Here is a 19,074-nt window from a genome sequence, read left to right on the forward strand (position 1 = left end):
GTTCATCACAAGCCCAAATCTGGTGCAGTACCTGTGGGAGCGGGTTTACCCGCGAAGAGGCCGGAACAGGCGAATTCATTCCATTGGCGGCAACCGCCGCTTCACCGGGCTTTTCTTGATGATGGCGGTGTTGGTCTCGGCCAGCACATTGATGCGGTCCAGCAGGGTGTCCAACTGTTCCATCGAGCGCACATGCAGCCGGGCAATAAAACAGTCCTCGCCGGTGACCTTGTCGCACTCGGTGAACTCGGGGATGGCAATGATCTGCCGTTCCACCTCCTGCAGCTGCCCCGGCAGCGGGCGAATGCGTACGATGGCCTGTAGCTGGTAACCAAAGGCGCGCGGGTCGACATCCACCGTGTAGCCGCGCAGCACGCCACGCTCTTCCAGGCGGCGCAGGCGCTCGCTGACGCTGGGCGCGGACAGCCCGCTGACTTGCGCCAGGGCTTTGAGCGAACGGCGCGAGTCTTCCATCAGTGCATTGATCAATAGCTGGTCGATGGCATCGGTCATGGTCACCTCATCAGGTAATTTGCGTGATTTGCCTTGATAGTAAAGGCAAGGCTGCAAATCTGCCTTGGTAATCCGCTGGAAGGCCAGGCTGCACCTTTTGCATACTGTTGCCATCGTCAACGTGAGGTGTGAGATGGACAGTTCATTGCGCCGTGGCTCGCTGGAAATGGTCTTCGCCATGCTGATTTCCGGGACCATCGGCTGGTTTGTGCTGGTGTCCGGGCAGCCGGTACTCGAGGTGGTGTTCTGGCGCTGCGTGTTCGGCGCCGTGACCTTGCTGGTGATTTGCGCCGCTTTCGGCTTTTTGCGGCCCGGGGTAATCAGCCGTACGGCGTTCCTGCTGGCGATTGCCAGCGGCGTGGCCATCGTCGGCAACTGGCTGTTGTTGTTCGCCTCGTATTCGCGTGCATCAATCGCCATCGGCACGGCGGTGTACAACGTGCAGCCGTTCATGCTGGTGGGGCTGGCGGCGCTGTTTCTGGGCGAGAAGATCACCTTGGCCAAGGTCACCTGGCTGAGTGTCGCCTTCCTTGGCATGCTGGCCATCGTCAGTGCCCATGGTGCGGGCCAGGGAGGTGGCGAGGATTATCTGCTGGGCATTGCCCTGGCGCTGGGCGCGGCGTTTTTGTATGCCATTGCGGCGTTGATCATCAAGCGGCTGAGTGGCACGCCACCTCACCTGATTGCGTTGATACAAGTAACCACGGGGGTGCTGTTGCTGGCGCCCTGGGTCAAGCTCGGCAGTTTGCCGGGCGAAATGCCGGCATTGGCCAGCTTGCTGACACTGGGCATGGTCCATACCGGCCTCATGTATGTGCTGCTGTACAGCGCCATTCAGCGCTTGCCCACGGCGTTGACCGGAGCGCTGTCGTTCATTTACCCGATTGCGGCGATTCTGGTGGACTGGGTGGCGTTCGGGCACCGCTTGGCACCGCTGCAGTGGCTGGGGGTTGGGTTGATTCTGCTGGCAGCGGCGGGGATGCAGCAGGGGTGGTGGTTCCGGCCAGTGCGGGATGCAGTCAAGAACTGAGGTGACCTTGCGGGCCTCTTCGCGGGTAAACCCGCTCCCACAGGATCACCGTAGCTCTGAATACTGTGGGTCCCTGTGGGAGCGGGTTTACCCGCGAAGAGGCCCGCAAGGTAGAATGCCGCTTTTGCCAGCCTGCGACCCACCATGACTTCCCCGATTCACACCTTGGAGCAGCACCTGCTCGCCGCCCTCGACCCTGCCCCGCAGGAAACCCGCCGCCTGTTCCATGGCCGTGGCCGCTGCTGGGCAGGCCTGGAGCAGGTCACTGTCGACTGGTTGCAAGGCGTGCTCTCGGTAGCCCTGTTCCGCGAGCTGCCCGAGGGCCAACTGGCCGAACTGGAAGCCATGCTGCGCAACCTGGCCCAGAGCCCGCAATGGGCCGGCCAGGCCATTCTCATCCAGCACCGCTACCTGCCCGACAGCCCGGGCCAGTGGCTGCTGGGCGAGCCATGCCAGCAACGTGAGGTGGTCGAGGACGGCCTGTCGTACCTGCTGGACCTGGGCGTGCGGCAGAACAATGGCCTGTTCCTCGACATGCGCTACGGTCGGCGCTGGGTGCGCGAGCAGGCGGCGGGCAAGCGCGTGCTGAACCTGTTCGCTTACACCTGCGGCTTCTCGGTGGCAGCGATTGCCGGGGGGGCCGAACAGGTGGTGAACCTGGACATGGCCAAGTCGGCGCTGTCCCGTGGGCGCGATAACCATCGCCTGAATGGCCACGACGCATCGCGTGTGGCCTACCTGGGGCATGAGCTGTTCAAATCGTGGGGCAAGGTGCGCAAGTATGGGCCTTACGACCTGATCATCATCGACCCGCCGACCTTCCAGCGTGGCAGCTTCGTGCTGACCCAGGATTACGCGAAGATCTTGCGGCGTTTGCCGGAGTTGCTGAGCGCGGGTGGGACGGTGCTGGCCTGTGTCAACGACCCGGGGATCGGGCCGGAGTTTCTGATTGAAGGGATGGCCGAGCAGGCGCCTTCGTTGGCGTTTGTCGAGCGGCTGGAGAACCCGCCGGAGTTTCCGGATGTGGACCCGGCCGGGGGGCTCAAGGCCTTGGTATTCCGCCAGAATTGATGTTCCCCTCTCCGGCCTCTTCGCGGGTAAACCCGCTCCCACAGGGTTCACCACAGTCCTGAATGTTGTGGGGTTCCTGTGGGAGCGGGTTCACCCGCGAAGGGGCCAGTGCAGGCGACATCAAGCCCCCAGGGCCTGCAGCGGCAGCGGATACACCTGGGCAAAACTCACGTTGTCGGTCTGGTCCACCCGCTTCTTCAGCCGCTCGTTGAACGCCCGGCTCACCGCATATTGCCCACCGGAAATAGTGCGGAACTGCGCCGTCAGCACAAACCCGTTCAAGTCCATGCGGTCCACCCCGAACACTTGCAGCGGCCCTTGCAGGTTGATGCGCAGCAGCGGGTCTTCGCTGATCGACTTGCCCACCTCATGGATCAGCGCCAGTGACGCATCCACATCACTGTCATAGGTGAACTGCACCGAGAAGAACGCATAGGCGAACTGCCTCGACTGGTTGGTAACCGCCTTGATCTGGCCGAACGGCACCGAGTGCACGAAGCCTTTGCCATCGCGCAGGCGCAAGGTACGGATCGTCAGGCTTTCGACGGTACCGGCATGGCCGGAATCAAGCACTACCCAGTCGCCGATGGAAATGGTGTCCTCGATCAGGATGAACAGCCCGGTAATCACATCCTGCACCAGTTGCTGCGAGCCAAAGCCGATGGCCAGGCCGATCACCCCGGCACCGGCCAGCAGTGGCGCGACGTTGATGCCCAGGTTGGCCATGGTGGTGATGGTGCAGATGACGATCAGGATCACTTTGATCGCATTGCGCAGCATCGGCAGGATGGTCCGAACCCGGGTGCTCGGCTGGCGTGCGCTGCGGCGGCCGACGGGTGGCTTGAGTGCTTCCTGGATGGCCGTGTCGAGTACCACCCACAGCAGCCAGGTGACCAGCAGGATCAGGCCAATGCTCGACAGCGAGTTGCTGATCGCCTGGCCCAGGCGGTTGCTCAGGGCAAAATCCACCACCGAGAAGCCCCAGATGCGCCCCAGCAGTTCGATGAAGGCCACCGCCATGGCGATGCGCAGTAGCGCATGGGCGAGGCTGCGCAGCAGTTCCTTGTAAGGGCGTACCCGCTGCGCCGGGTCGGTTTCGCGCTGGGCCAGCAAGTGTTGCAGCAAGGTGCTGAGGAACACGGTAGAGACCAGCAGTACAGTGGTCAGCAAGGCTTTCTGCAGGGCCTTCTGGCTTTCTTCGCCGGCGCCGATCAGGTGAATGGCCGACACCAGGATCATCAGCAGGATCGGCAGATACCACAGCACCGAAAAGATCCGCAGGGTTTCCTGCACGGCGCGATGCTGCACGCGGTCCTTGAAGGCGCGGTTGCGGATCAGGTGCGCCACCGGGCGGCGCAGGCGGATCACCAGGCTGGCGAAGATGAAGGTGGCAATCAGGCCGGTGGCCACGGCAATGCTGGCGGTGAGGTTGCCGCCCAGCTGGCGGGCGATCTGTGGGCTGGTCAGGGCGTCGCTCCAGGCCGCGAGGAAGCCGATCATGAACAGCGGGCGGGGGGCCAGGCGTTTGATGACCGCCACGGCGTCGCGTTTGTGCCCGGCATCGAACAGGGTCACCAGGCAGAGGATGATCGAAGTCGAGAACAGGCCGCTGCTGGTGGCGTAAGCCAGGCTCAGGCCCAGGGCGCGGGCCACTGACGGGTCGAGAAAGCGGCTGGCGTACAGCGTCAGCGGCAGGCTGGCCAGCGCCGGCAGGGTGTAGGGCAGCAGGTAGCCGAGCAGGCTGCTGGCGCGCTTGCGCTCGCGCAGCCAGGCCGTGCCTGAAGTGCGATTGGCGGCCCAGCGGCCGAGGCTGGTGAATGCGGCGAAGCTGGCGGCCCAGGTCAGGGTCAGCAGGAGGAAGTTGCCGATCAGCTGCAGCGAGTCGTCGGCCGAGTGCCGGTCGACCAGGCGTTCGACTTCCTTGGTGGCGCGGTCGGTGCGCAGGCGCCAGGCATCGACCAGGTGGGCATCGAGGTCGAGCTCCTGGGCGGCGCTGTCCAGGCCGTCGGCCAGGGCGCCAAGGAGGCCGCCTTGCAATACCGGTTCGGGTTCGGCGGGTTGTTCTTCAGTGGGGGTGGGGTCAGCGGCCAACAGGTGGGTGCTCAGCAGGCAGCCGAGCAGCAGGGTAGGGAGAAAACGCAGCACTGGAGTACTCCTTGGGCCGGGGTGAGCGGGGCAGGGTTACTCAAGGAACTGATTGCAGGTTGATGGAGAAAGTTCGAAGAACTGTGTCAAAACTACTGGCCCTATCGCCGGCAAGCCAGCTCCCACAGGTACTGCATAATGCCCAAGCCATGTGCCGTACCTGTGGGGGCTGGCTTGCCGGCGATAGGGCCGGAGCTGCCTACATCAATTACTGACCGGTATAGATCTGGTCAAACACCCCACCGTCGTTGAAGTGGGTCTTCTGCACGGTGCGCCAGTCACCAAAGGTTTTCTCCACCGACAGGAAGTCCACTTTCGGGAATCGGTCGGTGTACTTGGCCAGTACCGCGGCATCACGCGGGCGCAGGTAGTTGTTGGCGGCGATCTCCTGGGCTTCAGGCGACCACAGGTACTTCAGGTATTCCTCGGCTACCGCCTGGGTACCTTTCTTCGCCACTACCTTGTCGACCACGCTGACAGGTGGCTCGGCTTCGGCCGACACGCTTGGGTAGACCACTTCGAACTGGTCGCGGCCGAACTCGCGGGCGATCATCTCGGCTTCGTTCTCGAAGGTAACCAGCACATCACCAATCTGGTTGGTCATGAAGGTGGTGGTGGCGGCACGGCCACCGGTGTCCAGCACCGGCGCCTGTTTGAACAGCTTGCCGACGAAGTCACGGGCCTTGGCCTCGTCACCGCCCTGTTTGAGCACATAGCCCCAGGCCGACAGGTACGTGTAGCGGCCGTTACCCGACGTTTTTGGGTTGGGCACGATCACTTGCACGCCGTCTTTGAGCAGGTCGGGCCAGTCTTTCAGGGCTTTCGGGTTGCCCTTGCGCACGATGAACACAGTGGCCGAGGTGAACGGCGCGCTGTTGTTCGGCATGCGGGTCACCCAGTTGTCCGGCACCAGCTTGCCATTGTCGACCAGGGCGTTGATGTCGGTGGCCATGTTCATGGTGATGACATCGGCCGGTAGGCCATCGATCACCGCACGCGCCTGCTTGCTCGAGCCGCCGAAGGACATCTGCACGTTGACCTTCTCTTTGTGCTCGGCTTCCCAGTGCTTCTGGAAGGCCGGGTTGTAGTCCTTGTAGAAGTCGCGCATCACGTCGTAGGAAACGTTCAGCAGGGTAGGGGCGGCCTGGGCGAGGTTGCCCAGGGCCAGGCCTGCGGCGAGCAGCGAGGCGGTGAAGAGTTTTTTCACGTTGCTTCCTTGTTATCGAGGTGTTGGCAATTTGCCTGCGACTATAGCGGGTGGGTTTATGGCGGTTAAAGAACAAAAATGACTTTGGTTATGCCGTTGCCTGTACCGGCCTCTTCGCGGGTAAACCCGCTCCCACAGGGACCGCGCACTGCTAAGGCCTGTGGTGATCCTGTGGGAGCGGGCGTGCCCGCGAAAGGGCCAGCACAGGCAGTATCATTGCTTGGGAAACAGCCCATTCCCACACCGGGAACAGAACGCCGCGCCATGCTCATGCGTCTTCTTGTGGCAAGTCGGGCAATCATGCTGCAGTTGCTCCCCGCGCATGGCATTGGCCAGTTCGGCGGTAAAGATGCCGGTCGGCACGGCTATGATCGAATAACCGGTAATCATCACCAGCGACGACAGCACCTGGCCCAGCGGCGTTTTTGGCACGATGTCGCCAAAGCCCACGGTGGTGAGGGTGACGATGGCCCAGTAGATGCCTTTGGGGATGCTGGTAAAGCCATGCTCCGGCCCTTCGATCACGTACATCAAGGTGCCGAACACCGTCACCAGGGTCGATACCGTCACCAGGAACACGATGATCTTCTGCTTGCTGCCGCGCAGCGCCTCCATCAGGTAGTGAGCCTGCTTAAGGTAGGGGCTGAGCTTGAGCACCCGGAAGATCCGCAGCATGCGGATGACGCGGATGATCAGCAGGTACTGGGCGTCGCTGTAGTACAGGGCGATGATCCCCGGCACGATCGCCAGCAGGTCGACCAGGCCATAAAAACTGAAGGCATAGCGCAAGGGCTTGGGCGAGCAGTACAGGCGGGTGATGTATTCGGCCAGGAAAATCGCGGTAAAGCCCCACTCTATGCCAGCCAGCAGGCCGGCATAGCCTTGGTGCACTTCGTCGATGCTGTCGAGGATGACGGTGACCAGGCTGGCCAGGATGATCAGCAGAAGGATTTTGTCGAAGCGTCTTCCTGCCACGGTATCGGACTGGAAGACGATGACGAAGAGCCGCTCGCGCAGGCTCGCAGGGTTATTCATTGGCTCATTCCAAAAAAGCGGTGGGCTGAGCCTAGGGGTTGCATTTCAGCTGTGCAAGCGGCTGGCGTTGCGCTGCCTGGGCTGGGCCAGATGATTGCCCAGGTGCATCAGCCAGCAGGCGGCGACGAAGGGCGCGGTCAGGCCAGGCACGGGCAGCAGCTTGAACAGCGGTTGCAGCAACAGGGCCAAGGCGATGGCAAGCAGCGTCACCCAGGGTTTTTCACCTTGCCTGCTGAAGGCCAGTGCCGCCAGCGCGGCATTGAAGCCATACAGGCCCAGCCATGCTGCCTGCGCTTGGTCGGCAATCAACGCCACGCCCCCACCGATGGCCGAGCCGATCACCGCCCACATTGCCGCGTAGGGGTTGGCGATGAACATGCCGACGATGATCAGCAAACCGGCCAAGGGCTGGTCGAGCAGGAAGATCTGGCCTACGCCACGCGCCAGGGCATACAGCGGGTCGGCTTCGACGAAGCCGCTGGGCGAGGGGCTGGTGAGCATCAGCGTGCCCCAGCCCAGCAGGACGAACGGCGCGGTATAGGCAATCAGCAGCTTGCCGCCGCGCTTGCGCCACTGGTGGGTGATGATGCTGGACAGCCCGCCGGCAGCGATGATCAGTGGCGGCAGAATGGCCGACCACGGTAGCACGGCGCTGATCAGCAGGCCGATGAGCACGCCGTTGTAGCTGTACAGCCCGGCCTGGCGGTCGGCGCGGTCGTAGCCGCGGGCCTGGGCGGTGAGCAGGCCGGCCAGCGCGCCGAGCAGGGCGCCGCCGACCAGGTTGGGCGCGGTCAGCAGAATGGCCAGCAGGCAGCAGAGGCCGCACAGGGGGTTGCGCAGCAGCAGCACCTGGCTGAAACCGTTGAGTAACGCCGTGGCCCAGTCCGGGCACGGGTTGACGAAATTTTTGGTGTACATGGGGCAGTCAGTGAGGTTGATGGGGGAGCGGTGGGCCTCTTTGGGCCTCGGTTTTCCGCAGTTCAGGTAGATCGGTGTATGGGGAGGGCTGCGCCCTCCATTCGCAGCACAAGGCTGCTCCTACAAAGGAATCGCGAGCTTCTCAGGCTACGCGGTCCCTGTAGGAGCAGCCTTGTGCTGCGAATGGGGCGCAAAGCGCCCCCGGCAATCTCAGATCAAAGTCTCGATCCGCAGCGTGTTAGTCGACCCTGGCTTGCCGAAAGGCACACCGGCAGTGATCAGCAGTGTGTCGCCACGGCTGGCCATGCCTTGCGCCTGGGCAATCTCCAGGGCGGTGGAAACCACCTCGTCCACCTGGCGCAGGCGGTCGTTGACCACCGAATGCACGCCCCAGGCCACGCTCAGGCGGCGCGCGGTGTTCAGGTTCGGCGTCAGGTTGAGGATCGGAGCCCGTGGCCGCTCGCGCGCAGCGCGCAGCGTCGAGGCGCCCGACTCGCTGTAGTTGACCAGCACCGCCACCGGCAGGATGCCGCTGATGCGGCGGATGGCGCAGCTGATGGCGTCCGACACAGTGGCCTCGGCCTTCGGCCGGCCAACGTCGAGCTGGGCCTGGTAGTCCGGGCCGTTTTCCACCTGGCGGATGATCTTGCTCATCATCTGCACGGCTTCCAGCGGGTAGTCACCCGAGGCAGTCTCGGCCGACAACATGACCGCATCGGCACCTTCGGCCACGGCGTTGGCTACGTCGGTGACTTCGGCACGGGTCGGCGCCGGCGAGAAGCGCATGGACTCGAGCATCTGCGTGGCCACCACCACCGGTTTGCCCAGCTGGCGGCAGGTGTTGATGATGCGCTTCTGGATTTGCGGCACGCTTTCGGCCGGCACTTCCACGCCCAGGTCACCGCGGGCCACCATGATCGCGTCTGCCAGTTCGGCGATGGCTTGCAGTTGTTCGACCGCCGAGGGTTTCTCGATCTTGGCCATCAGGTAGGCACGGTCGCCAATCAGCTGGCGCGCTTCGACGATGTCCTCAGGGCGCTGTACAAACGACAGGGCCACCCAGTCCACACCCAGTTCCAGGCCAAAGGCCAGGTCGCGGCGGTCTTTTTCGGTGAGCGGGGAGAGGTCGAGTACTGCTTGCGGTACGTTGACACCCTTGCGGTCGGACAGCTCGCCACCGTTCAGCACTTCAGTGTCGATAGCGTCGTTGTGCTTGGCGGTGACGCGCAGGCGCAGCTTGCCATCGTCCAGCAGCAGGTCCATGCCGGGCTCGAGCGCTGCGATGATTTCAGGGTGTGGCAGGTTGACCCGGCGGCTGTCGCCCGGGGTCTTGTCCAGGTCCAGGCGCAGCGCCTGGCCGCGTTGCAGCTGCACCTTGCCTTCGGCAAAGCGGCCCACGCGCAGCTTCGGTCCTTGCAGGTCCATGAGGATGCCTAGCGGGTAGTTCAGTTGCTGCTCTACCTCGCGGATCCACTGGTAGCGCAGGGCGTGGTCAGCGTGTTCGCCGTGGCTGAAGTTGAGGCGGAAGATGTTCACCCCGGCTTCGACCAGTTGGCGGATGTCGTCGATGCCGTTGATCGCAGGCCCGAGGGTGGCGAGGATCTTTACTTTTTTATCAGGCGTCATGGTTGGGCAGTCTCGAGGATCAGGATGGCGCGGAAGTCGTTGACGTTGGTGCGGGTCGGCTCGGTGACGATCAGCGCATCCAGCGCGGCGAAATAGCCATAGCCGTTGTTGTTGTCCAGCTCGTCGCTGGCCGACAGGCCCAGGGCCTCGGCGCGGGCGTAGCTGCCCGGGGTCATGAAGGCACCGGCGTTTTCTTCCGAGCCATCGATGCCGTCAGTGTCGCCGGCCAGGGCGTATACGCCGGGCAGGCCTTTCAGGCTTTCAGTGAGGCTGAGGAGGAACTCGGCGTTGCGCCCGCCACGGCCATTGCCGCGTACGGTCACGGTGGTTTCGCCGCCGGACAGGATCACGCAGGGTGCCTTCAGTGGTTGGCCATGCTGGACAATCTGCCGGGTGATACCGGCGTGCACCTTGGCCACTTCGCGCGACTCACCTTCCAGGTCGCCGAGGATCAGCGGGCTGAAACCCGCCTGTCGGGCTTTGACCGCAGCGGCTTCGAGCGACTGCTGGGGCTTGGCGATCAGCTGGAAGTGGCTGCGGGCCAGGGCCGGGTCATCGGCCTTGACGGTTTCCGAGGCAGGGTTGTTCAGCCAGTCGATGACTGCTTTGGGCGCTTCGATGTTGTAGCGTTTCAGAATGGCCAGGGCATCAGCCGACGTGCTCGGGTCGGCCACGGTGGGGCCGGAGGCGATTACCGTGGCGAGGTCGCCCGGCACATCGGAAATGGCATAGGTGTAGACCGTGGCTGGCCAGCAGGCCTTGGCCAGGCGGCCGCCCTTGATCGCCGAGAGGTGCTTGCGCACGCAGTTCATCTCGCCGATGGTGGCGCCGGATTTGAGCAGTGCCTTGTTGATATGTTGCTTGTCGGCCAGGGTCAGGCCCTCGGCCGGCAGCGCCAGCAGGGCGGAACCACCGCCAGACAGCAGGAAGATGACGCGATCGTCTTCATTGAGGTTGCTGACCAGTTCCAGCACGCGCTTGGCCACGGCCAGGCCGGCGGCATCCGGTACCGGGTGGGCGGCTTCGACCACTTCGATTTTTTGACAGTTGGCGCCGTGGCCGTATCGGGTCACGACCAGGCCGGAAACTTCGCCCTGCCAGCTTTTTTCGACCACTTCGGCCATGGCGGCTGCGGCCTTGCCGGCGCCGATGACGATGACCCGGCCGCTACGGTCGGCGGGCAGGTAGGGTTCGAGGACTTGGCGGGGGTGGGCGGCAGCGATGGCTGTGTCGAACAGCTCGCGGAGAATTTTTTGCGGATCGACCGACATGGCAGGCTCCCAATTATTGTTGTTCTGCAGAATCAAAAACGCCCCTGGAACTGCCTCCGTGCAGGCCGAACCAGGGGCGGGTGTTGCTCGGTGCTACCGCTGAACCTGTGGTCGCAGGTTCAGCGGTGTCTGATCTGGAATCCTGGGGGCGCTTTGCGCCCCTTTCGCGACACAAGGCCGCTCCTACAGGGGATCGCGTACCGCTTGTAGGCGCGGCCTTGTGTCGCGATCGGGCTGCGCAGCAGCCCCCGAATTCAGATTACTTGTCGCCGCGGATCGAGAAGTTGGCCATGTGTTCCAGGCCTTTGATCAGCGCCGAGTGGTCCCAGTTGCCGCCACCCAGGGCCTGGCAGGTGTTGAACACTTGCTGGGCATTGGAAGTGTTGGGCAGGTTGATGCCCAGTTCCTTGGCGCCTTGCAGGGCCAGGTTCAGGTCTTTCTGGTGCAGGTTGATGCGGAAGCCAGGGTCGAAGGTGCCCTTGATCATGCGCTCGGCGTGCACTTCGAGGATTTTCGACGAAGCAAAGCCGCCCATCAGTGCTTCACGCACCTTGGCCGGGTCGGCGCCGTTCTTGGCGGCGAACAGCAGTGCTTCGCTGACAGCCTGGATGTTCAGGGCGACGATGATCTGGTTGGCGACCTTGGCGGTCTGGCCGTCACCGTTGCCACCCACGCGGGTGATGTTCTTGCCCATGGCTTCGAACAGCGGCAGGGTGCGCTCGAAGGCTTTCGGGCAGCCACCAACCATGATGCTCAGGGTCGCGGCCTTGGCGCCGACTTCACCACCGGACACCGGGGCGTCCAGATAGGCTGCGCCGGTTGCCTTGATTTTTTCGGCGAACGCTTTGGTGGCGGTAGGCGAGATCGAGCTCATGTCGATCACGACCTTGTTCGGGCCTACGCCCTCGGCCACGCCGTTTTCACCGAACAGTACGGCTTCCACCTGCGGGGTGTCCGGCACCATGACAATGATGAATTCGGCTTCCTGGGCAACCTCTTTCGGGTTGGCCAGGGCCACTGCACCGGCGGCGATCAGGTCGGCTGGCGCGGCGTCGTGGTGGGTGGAAACGAACAGGCTGTGACCTGCTTTTTGCAGGTTTTGGGCCATGGGCTTGCCCATGATGCCGGTGCCGATGAAACCGATTTTAGCCATGATAATGTGCCTCTTTATATTTGTTCACATCAGGCGCTGTGCGCCCGGCTTGTTCAAATTGCATTGTGGGTTTTCAACCAGCCCAGGCCCGCTTCGGTGGTGGTCTTGGGCTTGTACTCCGCGCCCACCCAGCCCTGGTAGCCAATGCGGTCCAGGTGCTCGAACAGGAAGCGGTAGTTGATCTCGCCAGTACCAGGCTCGTTACGGCCGGGGTTGTCGGCCAGCTGGATGTGGTTGATCAGCTGCAGGTTGGTTTCCATAGTGCGAGCCAGGTCACCTTCCATGATCTGCATGTGATAGATGTCGTACTGCAGGAACAGGTTGTCACTGCCCACTTCGGCCTGGATTTCCAGGGCCTGCTGGGTGGTGTTCAGGTAAAAGCCCGGGATGTCGCGGGTGTTGATCATTTCCATGACCAGGCGAATACCGGCGGCCTTGAGTTTGTCGGCGGCGTAGCGCAGGTTTTCGACGAAGGTCTTGCGCACGGTGGCGCAGTCCGGGCCTTGTGGGCGGATGCCAGCCAGGGCGTTGACCTGGGTGTTGCCCAGCACCTTGGCGTATTCGATGGCCTTGTCGACACCGGCACGGAATTCTTCGATGCGGTCTGGGTGGCAGGTGATACCGCGCTCACCTTTGGCCCAGTCGCCGGCAGGCAGGTTGAACAGCACCTGGGTCAGGCCGTTGGCTTCCAGCTGCTGCTTGATTTCTGCAGCGCTGAAGTCGTAGGGGAACAGGTATTCGACGCCACTGAAACCAGCGTCGGCGGCAGCCTTGAAGCGGGCCAGGAAGTCCTGTTCGGTGAACAGCATGGACAGGTTGGCAGCGAAGCGAGGCATGAGTTGTCTCCTTGCGATGAAGGCCCCCAGGGCGTGCCTGGGGGCGTCAGGCGATCAGTCCAGCATCGAGATGGCGGTTGGCGCGTCGTTGCCGACCAGCGCCAGGTCTTCGAACTCGTTGACCGCGTTGATCTCGGTGCCCATGGAAATGTTGGTCACACGCTCGAGAATCACTTCGACCACGACCGGCACGCGGAACTCTTCGGCCATCTTCTGCGCCTTGAGCAGGGCAGGGGCGATCTCGGCCGGCTCGAACACGCGAATGGCCTTGCAGCCCAAGCCTTCGACCACTGCAACGTGGTCGACACCGTAGGTGGCGGCGTCGGTCGAGTTGATATTCTCGAACGCCAGTTGTACACAGTAATCCATGTCGAAGCCACGCTGCGCCTGACGGATCAGGCCCAGGTAGGCGTTGTTCACCAGTACGTGGACGTACGGCAGGTTGAACTGTGCGCCCACTGCCAGTTCTTCGATCATGAACTGGAAGTCATAGTCACCCGACAGCGCGACAACCTTGCGTTTCGGGTCTGCTTTCACAACACCCAGTGCGGCAGGGATGGTCCAGCCCAGCGGGCCGGCCTGGCCACAGTTGATCCAGTGGCGTGGCTTGTACACGTGCAGGAACTGCGCGCCGGCAATCTGCGACAGGCCGATGGTGCTGACGTAGGTGGTGTCCTTGCCGAATACCTGGTTCATTTCTTCGTACACGCGCTGCGGCTTGACCGGCACGTTGTCGAAGTGGGTCTTGCGCTGCAGGGTGGCTTTGCGCTGTTGGCAGTCTTCCAGCCAGGCAGCACGGTCTTTCAGCTTGCCAGCGGCTTTCCACTCGCGGGCCACTTCCAGGAACACGTCCAGCGCCTTGCCTGCGTCGGACACGATACCCAGGTCCGGGGTGAACACGCGGCCGATCTGGGTCGGTTCGATGTCGACGTGCACGAACTTGCGGCCTTCGGTGTAGACGTCGACAGAGCCGGTGTGGCGGTTGGCCCAGCGGTTACCGATACCGAACACCAGGTCGGATTTGAGCAGGGTGGCGTTGCCGTAGCGGTGCGAAGTCTGCAGGCCGACCATGCCGACCATTTGTGCGTGGTCGTCCGGGATGGTGCCCCAGCCCATCAGGGTCGGAATTACCGGCACGCCGGTCAGTTCGGCGAACTCGACCAGCTTGTCGCTGGCATCGGCGTTGATGATGCCGCCACCGGCGACCAGCAGCGGGCGCTCGGCGTCGTTGAGCAGGGCCAGGGCTTTTTCAGCCTGTACGCGAGTGGCGGACGGCTTGTTGACGGCCAGCGGCTCGTAGGCGTCGATGTCGAATTCGATTTCGGCCATCTGCACGTCGAACGGCAGGTCGATCAGTACCGGGCCTGGGCGGCCGGTGCGCATTTCATAGAAGGCTTTCTGGAAGGCGTAAGGCACTTGGCCTGGCTCCAGAACGGTGGTTGCCCACTTGGTCACCGGCTTGACGATGCTGGTGATGTCGACGGCCTGGAAGTCTTCTTTGTGCAGGCGTGCACGCGGGGCCTGGCCGGTGATGCAGAGGATCGGGATGGAGTCGGCCGAGGCGCTGTACAGGCCGGTGACCATGTCGGTGCCGGCTGGGCCGGAAGTGCCGATGCACACGCCGATGTTGCCCGGGTTGGCACGGGTGTAGCCCTCGGCCATGTGCGAGGCACCTTCGACGTGGCGAGCGAGGACGTGATCGATGCCACCGACTTTCTTCAGGGCCGAGTACAACGGGTTGATGGCAGCCCCTGGGATGCCGAACGCGGTATCTACACCTTCACGGCGCATGACCAGAACGGCTGCATCGATTGCTCTCATTTTGCTCATGGGTTGTGCCTCATCGATTTTGTAATTGTATACAACTTGCTTTGCGACAGAGTGTATTCACGGCTGGCGGCTCAGGTCAATGGGTTTTCATCGGGTAGGGCGGGTTTCGTCAAAGCGGCCGTGAAAACGGCTATTTGCGCCATCGCATACGATCGTTTCAAAATATTGTATACAAGATATCCTTTCGTTGTGTTCTATTTGCCCTATCGGTTTTCAACTGCCCTCAGGGCTTCTCACAACAAGAAGAGGACCTTTCCATGAACGTCTTGAACCTGAAAGTCGCTGTCAGCCTGGTGAATGCCGCACTGGCAGCGGGCCGCAAGATCAATGCCGCGCCACTGACCGTGGCGGTGCTGGATGCCGGCGGGCACCTGCTGGCGCTGCAGCGTGAGGATGGCGCCAGCCTTATCCGGCCTGAGGTGGCCACTGGTAAAGCCTGGGGTGCAATTGCCCTGGGCAAGGGGTCGCGCCTGCTGGCGCTGGATGCGCAGCAGCGGCCGGCGTTTTTTGCCGCGTTGAACGGGATGGGGGAGCGGCCGGTGGTGCCGGCACCGGGTGGTGTGCTGATTCGTGATCAGGACGGCAAGGTGCTGGGTGCGGTAGGGATCAGCGGCGATACGTCGGATATTGACGAGCAGTGTGCGATCAGTGCGATAGAGGAGGTGGGGTTGAAGGCGGATGCTGGGGTAGCGGCGTAAGGCTCAAGATAGCCGGGGCCGCTTTGCGGCCCATTCGCGGCACAAGGCCGCTCCTACAGGGGATCGCGTTTGACCTGCGATCGCGATGTCCTGTAGGAGCGGCCTTGTGCCGCGAATGGGCTGCGAAGCAGCCCCACTGGCCCTGTCAGGCTGCCTCAGGCTCACAGCCTTTCAAGACCATGCGAATGATGGTCTCGGCCGCCGCGTCATAATCGCTGTCGGCCAGCTTGGCCTTGCCGGTCACCGCAGAAATCTGCCAGTCGAAGTCGGCATAGGTCTGGGTCGCCGCCCAGATGCTGAACATCAGGTGGTGCGCATCCACATGGGCAATCTGCCCGCGGTCGATCCAGCGCTGGATGCACTCGATGTTGTGCCGGGCCTGCTCGTTCAGCTGCTCCACCTGGTTGGGCGACAGGTGCGGGGCGCCGTGCATGATCTCGCTGGCAAACACCTTGGAGGCATGGGGCAGGTCGCGTGAAATGCGGATCTTCGAACGAATGTACGCACTCAGCACTTCCTTCGGGTCGCCGTCGGCATTGAACGGCGTCGACGCCTGCATGATTGGCGCGATGATGCTTTCCAGGACTTCGCGGTAGAGGTTGTCCTTGGACTTGAAGTAGTAATACACGTTCGGCTTGGGCAGGCCGGCCTTGGCCGCGATATCGCTGGTCTTGGTGGCGGCGAAGCCCTTGTCGGCGAATTCCTCGCTGGCCGCGCGCAGGATCAATTCCTTGTTGCGCTCGCGAATGGTGCTCATGGTCAGGGATCTTCCTCGTGTCTGGCCACCTCTAAGAGGGATCGGGCATGGTAGCACCGCGCTCGACGGGCGCTCAAGGCAGCGGCTTTGGGCTAGAATCCGTGGCACACACCTATCTGGATACAGGCAAACATGGCAGGAAGCAGTCTACTGGTACTGATCGACGACATCGCCACGGTGCTTGATGACGTCTCGCTAATGACCAAGGTGGCGGCAAAAAAAACAGCAGGTGTGCTGGGCGATGACCTGGCGCTGAACGCCCAGCAGGTTACCGGTGTGCGTGCCGAGCGCGAAGTACCGGTGGTGTGGGCGGTGGCCAAGGGGTCGTTCGTCAACAAGGCAATCCTGGTGCCGGCGGCGCTGCTGATCAGTGCATTCATTCCGTGGGCGGTTACGCCGTTGTTGATGATCGGTGGCGCCTACCTGTGTTTCGAAGGCTTCGAGAAGCTGGCGCACAAGTTCCTGCACAGCAAGGAAGAGGACGACGCGCAGCACAATGCCCGTAAGGAAGCCGTGGCTGACGTCAATGTCGACCTGGTGGCGTTCGAGAAAACCAAGATCAAGGGTGCGGTACGCACCGACTTCATCCTGTCGGCGGAAATCATCGCCATCACCTTAGGTACCGTGGCCGATGCGCCGCTGAGCCAGCAGATCATCGTGCTGTCGGGCATCGCCATCGTCATGACCATCGGCGTTTACGGGCTGGTGGCTGGCATCGTCAAGCTCGATGACCTGGGGTTGTGGATGACCCAAAAGGCATCGAGCCTGGCACAGGCCATCGGCAACGGCATCCTGCGGGCTGCGCCCTACATGATGAAGAGCCTGTCGGTGATCGGCACGGCGGCGATGTTTCTGGTCGGTGGCGGCATTCTGGTGCATGGCATCGAGCCGCTGCATCATGCGATCGAAGCGTTTAGCGAGGGGCGCGGTGGCGCGCTGACCGGGGCGCTGCTCAACGGCGTGGCCGGGGTGCTGGCCGGTGGCGTGGTGCTGGCGGTGGTGGCGGTTGCCGGCAAATTGTGGCGGGCGATCCGGCCTGCCACATAAGGTTGCATGGCCGGGGCTTTGCCCCGGTTCGCGGGTGAACCCGCTCCCACAGGTACCGCGTTTGCCTTGAACCCGGCGCGGACCCAGTGGGGCGGGATTGCCCGCGAATGGGCCGCAGCACGGCCCTGAGGGATCAGGTCAGAAGTGAACCTTGACCAGGAAGCTCATGGTGTTCTGGTCAGTGGTAAACGCATCGCTGTCCTTGATGCCGTACTTGTTCTTCCAGTAGTCATACTCCACACCCACATACAGCTGCTTCTCGCCCAGGTGCAATGCCTTGCCCAGGTCATACTTGATCTGCGGGTTGAAGTGCAGGTTGGCGTGGTAGGTGCCGCGACGGTTCTCATCGTTGTCCACCACCCAGTCCATGAAGCCGTCGATCAGCACGTCGGAATCGCCCACCGGAATGGTGTACGACCACACCGGGGTAATCTGCCACACGTTGTCGCCGGCGCGGCTGCCGTCGGTGGTGCGGTTGTAGAAGTTCAGCTGGAAGTAGTCGAACCCGGGAATGGCCAGGTCGAAGCCTGGGCCGATCAGGTACGACTCGGTGTCACCCTCGCCAAACTCGTAGGTCATCGCCAGCAGCACGTCCTTGACCGGGCCGAACTCGACCTTCTGGTCGAAGATCTTGTTGAACGACAGGCGTGGGCTGATCTCACCGTAATAGGTATTCGGGCCATTGCCGGCGTCTTTCTGGCCCTGGTAGAAGATCTTGTCGACGAAGATGAAGTTGTCGCCGTACTTCCAGCCATCGGCGTGCTCGAACGTGACGGTTTGCTGAATCGCCGGGTTGACCTTGAAGTTCTTGCCCCACAGGTAGGTCAGGCTGTTGTTCTGCCATTGCAGCAGGTCGTCGGCGTAGGTGGTGCCACAGGCCAGCAGGCCGCCGGCGAGGATCAGGCTGTTGATGGTACGCATTGCGAGTGTCGCTCCCTTGATTGATCTGTTGTCAGCGCTCGGTATTGGCGCTTTTTTGTTGTCTTGCGAGTCAGCTTTTTTCGATAGGCCACAGCTGTTTGGCAAGGGTTGAGCCAACTTTTCCGGGTTGGCAAAACCTTCCTGCTCGACTTCGTTCTGAACGGATGATAAGGGTCTTTCAGGCTGGCAACACGTTGGCCAACCGCCCGTATTCATTGACTGAGCGGTCAGTAAACGCAGGCAGAATCCGTTCTGCCCTGATCGAGGGGGCGCGCAGATTACTGGCTTGCGCGCCGCGCCTCAAGTGCTCCGTCCTGGAGCAGGGTGTATCAAACTTGTGCGTTTGGTCAGTTTCTTAGAAGTGCACTTTGATCAAGGCACTGGCAACGCTCTGGTTGCTTTCCAGGTTGCCGCGGCTGTCGATGCCGTATTTGTCCTTCCAGTAGCTGTACTCAAAGCCCACGTAGAGCTGCTTGGCGCCCAGGTTCAGCGCCTTGCCCAAGTCGTATTTGACCTGCGGGTTGAAGTGCAGGTTGGCGTGATAGGTGCCACGGCGGGTCTGGTCGTTGTCGGGGACCCAGTCCATGTAACCGTCGATCAGAATGTCAGACCTGCCCACAGGGATGGTGTACGACCAGCCAGGGGTGATCTGCCAGACGTTGTCACCGGGGCGGCTGCCCTCGGTGTTGCGCACGTAGAAGTTGAGGGTGAAATAGTTGAAGCCGGGGATGTCCAGGTCAAAGCCGGGGCCGATCAGGTAGGCTGCGTTGTCGCCTTCGCCACGCTCGTAGGTCATGGCCAGCAGCACGTCCTTGATCGGGCCGAAGGCCAGCTTCTGGTCGAAGATCTTGCCGAACGACAGGCGCGGGCTGAACTCGCCGTAGTAGGTGGTCACGCCTTTGCTGGCGTCGGCCTTGCCGTTGTAGAAGATCTTGTCGACGAACATGAAGGTGTCGCCGTACTTCCATTTGTTGGCGTGCTCGAACGTGATGGTCTGCTGGATATCAGGGTTGACC

At 62.4% G+C, this 19,074-nt stretch carries 17 protein-coding genes; 4 read left to right on the plus strand and 13 right to left on the minus strand.

Features of this window, described 5'->3' with window-relative positions:
• Positions 1 to 75: 75 nt before the first annotated feature.
• Positions 76 to 513 (minus strand): Lrp/AsnC family transcriptional regulator, encoded by a 438-nt coding sequence (locus ABI582_RS28095; RefSeq protein WP_258653481.1) that lies wholly within the window; start codon positions 511 to 513, stop codon positions 76 to 78.
• Positions 514 to 646: 133 nt separating this feature from the next.
• Between ABI582_RS28095 and ABI582_RS28100 the strand changes: the two genes are divergently transcribed.
• Together ABI582_RS28100 and ABI582_RS28105 are read left to right on the plus strand one after the other, a co-directional pair.
• The gene (locus tag ABI582_RS28100) at positions 647 to 1,543 is read left to right on the plus strand and encodes a DMT family transporter (RefSeq protein ID WP_442120917.1); all 897 of its coding nucleotides are present in this window, start codon (positions 647 to 649) and stop codon (positions 1,541 to 1,543) included.
• 144 nt (positions 1,544 to 1,687) lie between these two features.
• Positions 1,688 to 2,614, plus strand: coding sequence for a class I SAM-dependent methyltransferase (locus ABI582_RS28105; protein ID WP_338744747.1), 927 nt, complete (start codon positions 1,688 to 1,690; stop codon positions 2,612 to 2,614).
• Positions 2,615 to 2,734: 120 nt separating this feature from the next.
• Here ABI582_RS28105 and ABI582_RS28110 read toward each other — a convergent pair whose 3' ends face one another.
• The 9 genes from ABI582_RS28110 to gcl all read right to left on the minus strand — a co-directional run bounded on the left by ABI582_RS28110 (position 2,735) and on the right by gcl (position 14,635).
• On the minus strand, positions 2,735 to 4,759 hold the full coding sequence (locus ABI582_RS28110) for a mechanosensitive ion channel family protein (protein WP_442120918.1): 2,025 nt from the start codon (positions 4,757 to 4,759) through the stop codon (positions 2,735 to 2,737).
• A gap of 208 nt (positions 4,760 to 4,967) precedes the next feature.
• Entirely contained in the window at positions 4,968 to 5,966 is a 999-nt protein-coding gene (locus tag ABI582_RS28115; protein ID WP_442120919.1) for a sulfate ABC transporter substrate-binding protein, read from the minus strand.
• Positions 5,967 to 6,179: 213 nt separating this feature from the next.
• The gene (locus tag ABI582_RS28120) at positions 6,180 to 7,001 is read right to left on the minus strand and encodes an ion transporter (RefSeq protein ID WP_016498599.1); all 822 of its coding nucleotides are present in this window, start codon (positions 6,999 to 7,001) and stop codon (positions 6,180 to 6,182) included.
• Between the two features lie 45 nt (positions 7,002 to 7,046).
• Positions 7,047 to 7,919, minus strand: a complete 873-nt coding sequence (locus ABI582_RS28125; protein WP_338744744.1) for an urea transporter — start codon at positions 7,917 to 7,919, stop codon at positions 7,047 to 7,049.
• Positions 7,920 to 8,129: 210 nt separating this feature from the next.
• Positions 8,130 to 9,545: a pyruvate kinase gene (gene pyk, locus ABI582_RS28130; RefSeq protein WP_016498601.1), complete on the minus strand. Its 1,416-nt coding sequence runs from the start codon at positions 9,543 to 9,545 to the stop codon at positions 8,130 to 8,132.
• Positions 9,542 to 10,816, minus strand: coding sequence for a glycerate kinase type-2 family protein (locus ABI582_RS28135; protein WP_442120920.1), 1,275 nt, complete (start codon positions 10,814 to 10,816; stop codon positions 9,542 to 9,544). Before ABI582_RS28135 ends, pyk begins: the two co-directional genes overlap by 4 nt.
• Before the next feature lie 259 nt (positions 10,817 to 11,075).
• Positions 11,076 to 11,969: a 2-hydroxy-3-oxopropionate reductase gene (locus ABI582_RS28140; protein ID WP_019471474.1), complete on the minus strand. Its 894-nt coding sequence runs from the start codon at positions 11,967 to 11,969 to the stop codon at positions 11,076 to 11,078.
• 53 nt (positions 11,970 to 12,022) lie between these two features.
• A complete protein-coding gene (gene hyi / locus ABI582_RS28145) occupies positions 12,023 to 12,805 on the minus strand; it encodes a hydroxypyruvate isomerase (RefSeq protein WP_049273327.1) in 783 nt (260 codons plus the stop codon).
• 54 nt (positions 12,806 to 12,859) lie between these two features.
• Entirely contained in the window at positions 12,860 to 14,635 is a 1,776-nt protein-coding gene (gcl, locus tag ABI582_RS28150; protein WP_016498605.1) for a glyoxylate carboligase, read from the minus strand.
• Between the two features lie 257 nt (positions 14,636 to 14,892).
• Between gcl and ABI582_RS28155 the strand changes: the two genes are divergently transcribed.
• Positions 14,893 to 15,333, plus strand: a complete 441-nt coding sequence (locus ABI582_RS28155) for a GlcG/HbpS family heme-binding protein (RefSeq protein WP_016498606.1) — start codon at positions 14,893 to 14,895, stop codon at positions 15,331 to 15,333.
• 145 nt (positions 15,334 to 15,478) lie between these two features.
• On the opposite strand, the gene ABI582_RS28160 is transcribed toward ABI582_RS28155, so the two are convergent.
• Positions 15,479 to 16,090, minus strand: a complete 612-nt coding sequence (locus ABI582_RS28160; protein WP_010955036.1) for a TetR/AcrR family transcriptional regulator — start codon at positions 16,088 to 16,090, stop codon at positions 15,479 to 15,481.
• A 132-nt stretch (positions 16,091 to 16,222) separates the two neighbouring features.
• On the opposite strand from ABI582_RS28160, the gene ABI582_RS28165 reads away from it, so the two are divergent.
• Positions 16,223 to 17,137: a DUF808 domain-containing protein gene (locus tag ABI582_RS28165; RefSeq protein ID WP_338744742.1), complete on the plus strand. Its 915-nt coding sequence runs from the start codon at positions 16,223 to 16,225 to the stop codon at positions 17,135 to 17,137.
• Positions 17,138 to 17,275: 138 nt separating this feature from the next.
• On the opposite strand, the gene ABI582_RS28170 is transcribed toward ABI582_RS28165, so the two are convergent.
• The gene (locus tag ABI582_RS28170; protein ID WP_016498611.1) at positions 17,276 to 18,058 is read right to left on the minus strand and encodes an outer membrane protein OmpK; all 783 of its coding nucleotides are present in this window, start codon (positions 18,056 to 18,058) and stop codon (positions 17,276 to 17,278) included.
• A 355-nt stretch (positions 18,059 to 18,413) separates the two neighbouring features.
• Positions 18,414 to 19,074 (minus strand): outer membrane protein OmpK (locus ABI582_RS28175; protein ID WP_442120921.1); only part of this gene is annotated, 661 nt, incomplete at its 5' end.

Source organism: Pseudomonas sp. SAS7, from assembly GCF_052112345.1.
GTDB lineage: Bacteria > Pseudomonadota > Gammaproteobacteria > Pseudomonadales > Pseudomonadaceae > Aquipseudomonas > Aquipseudomonas putida_Q.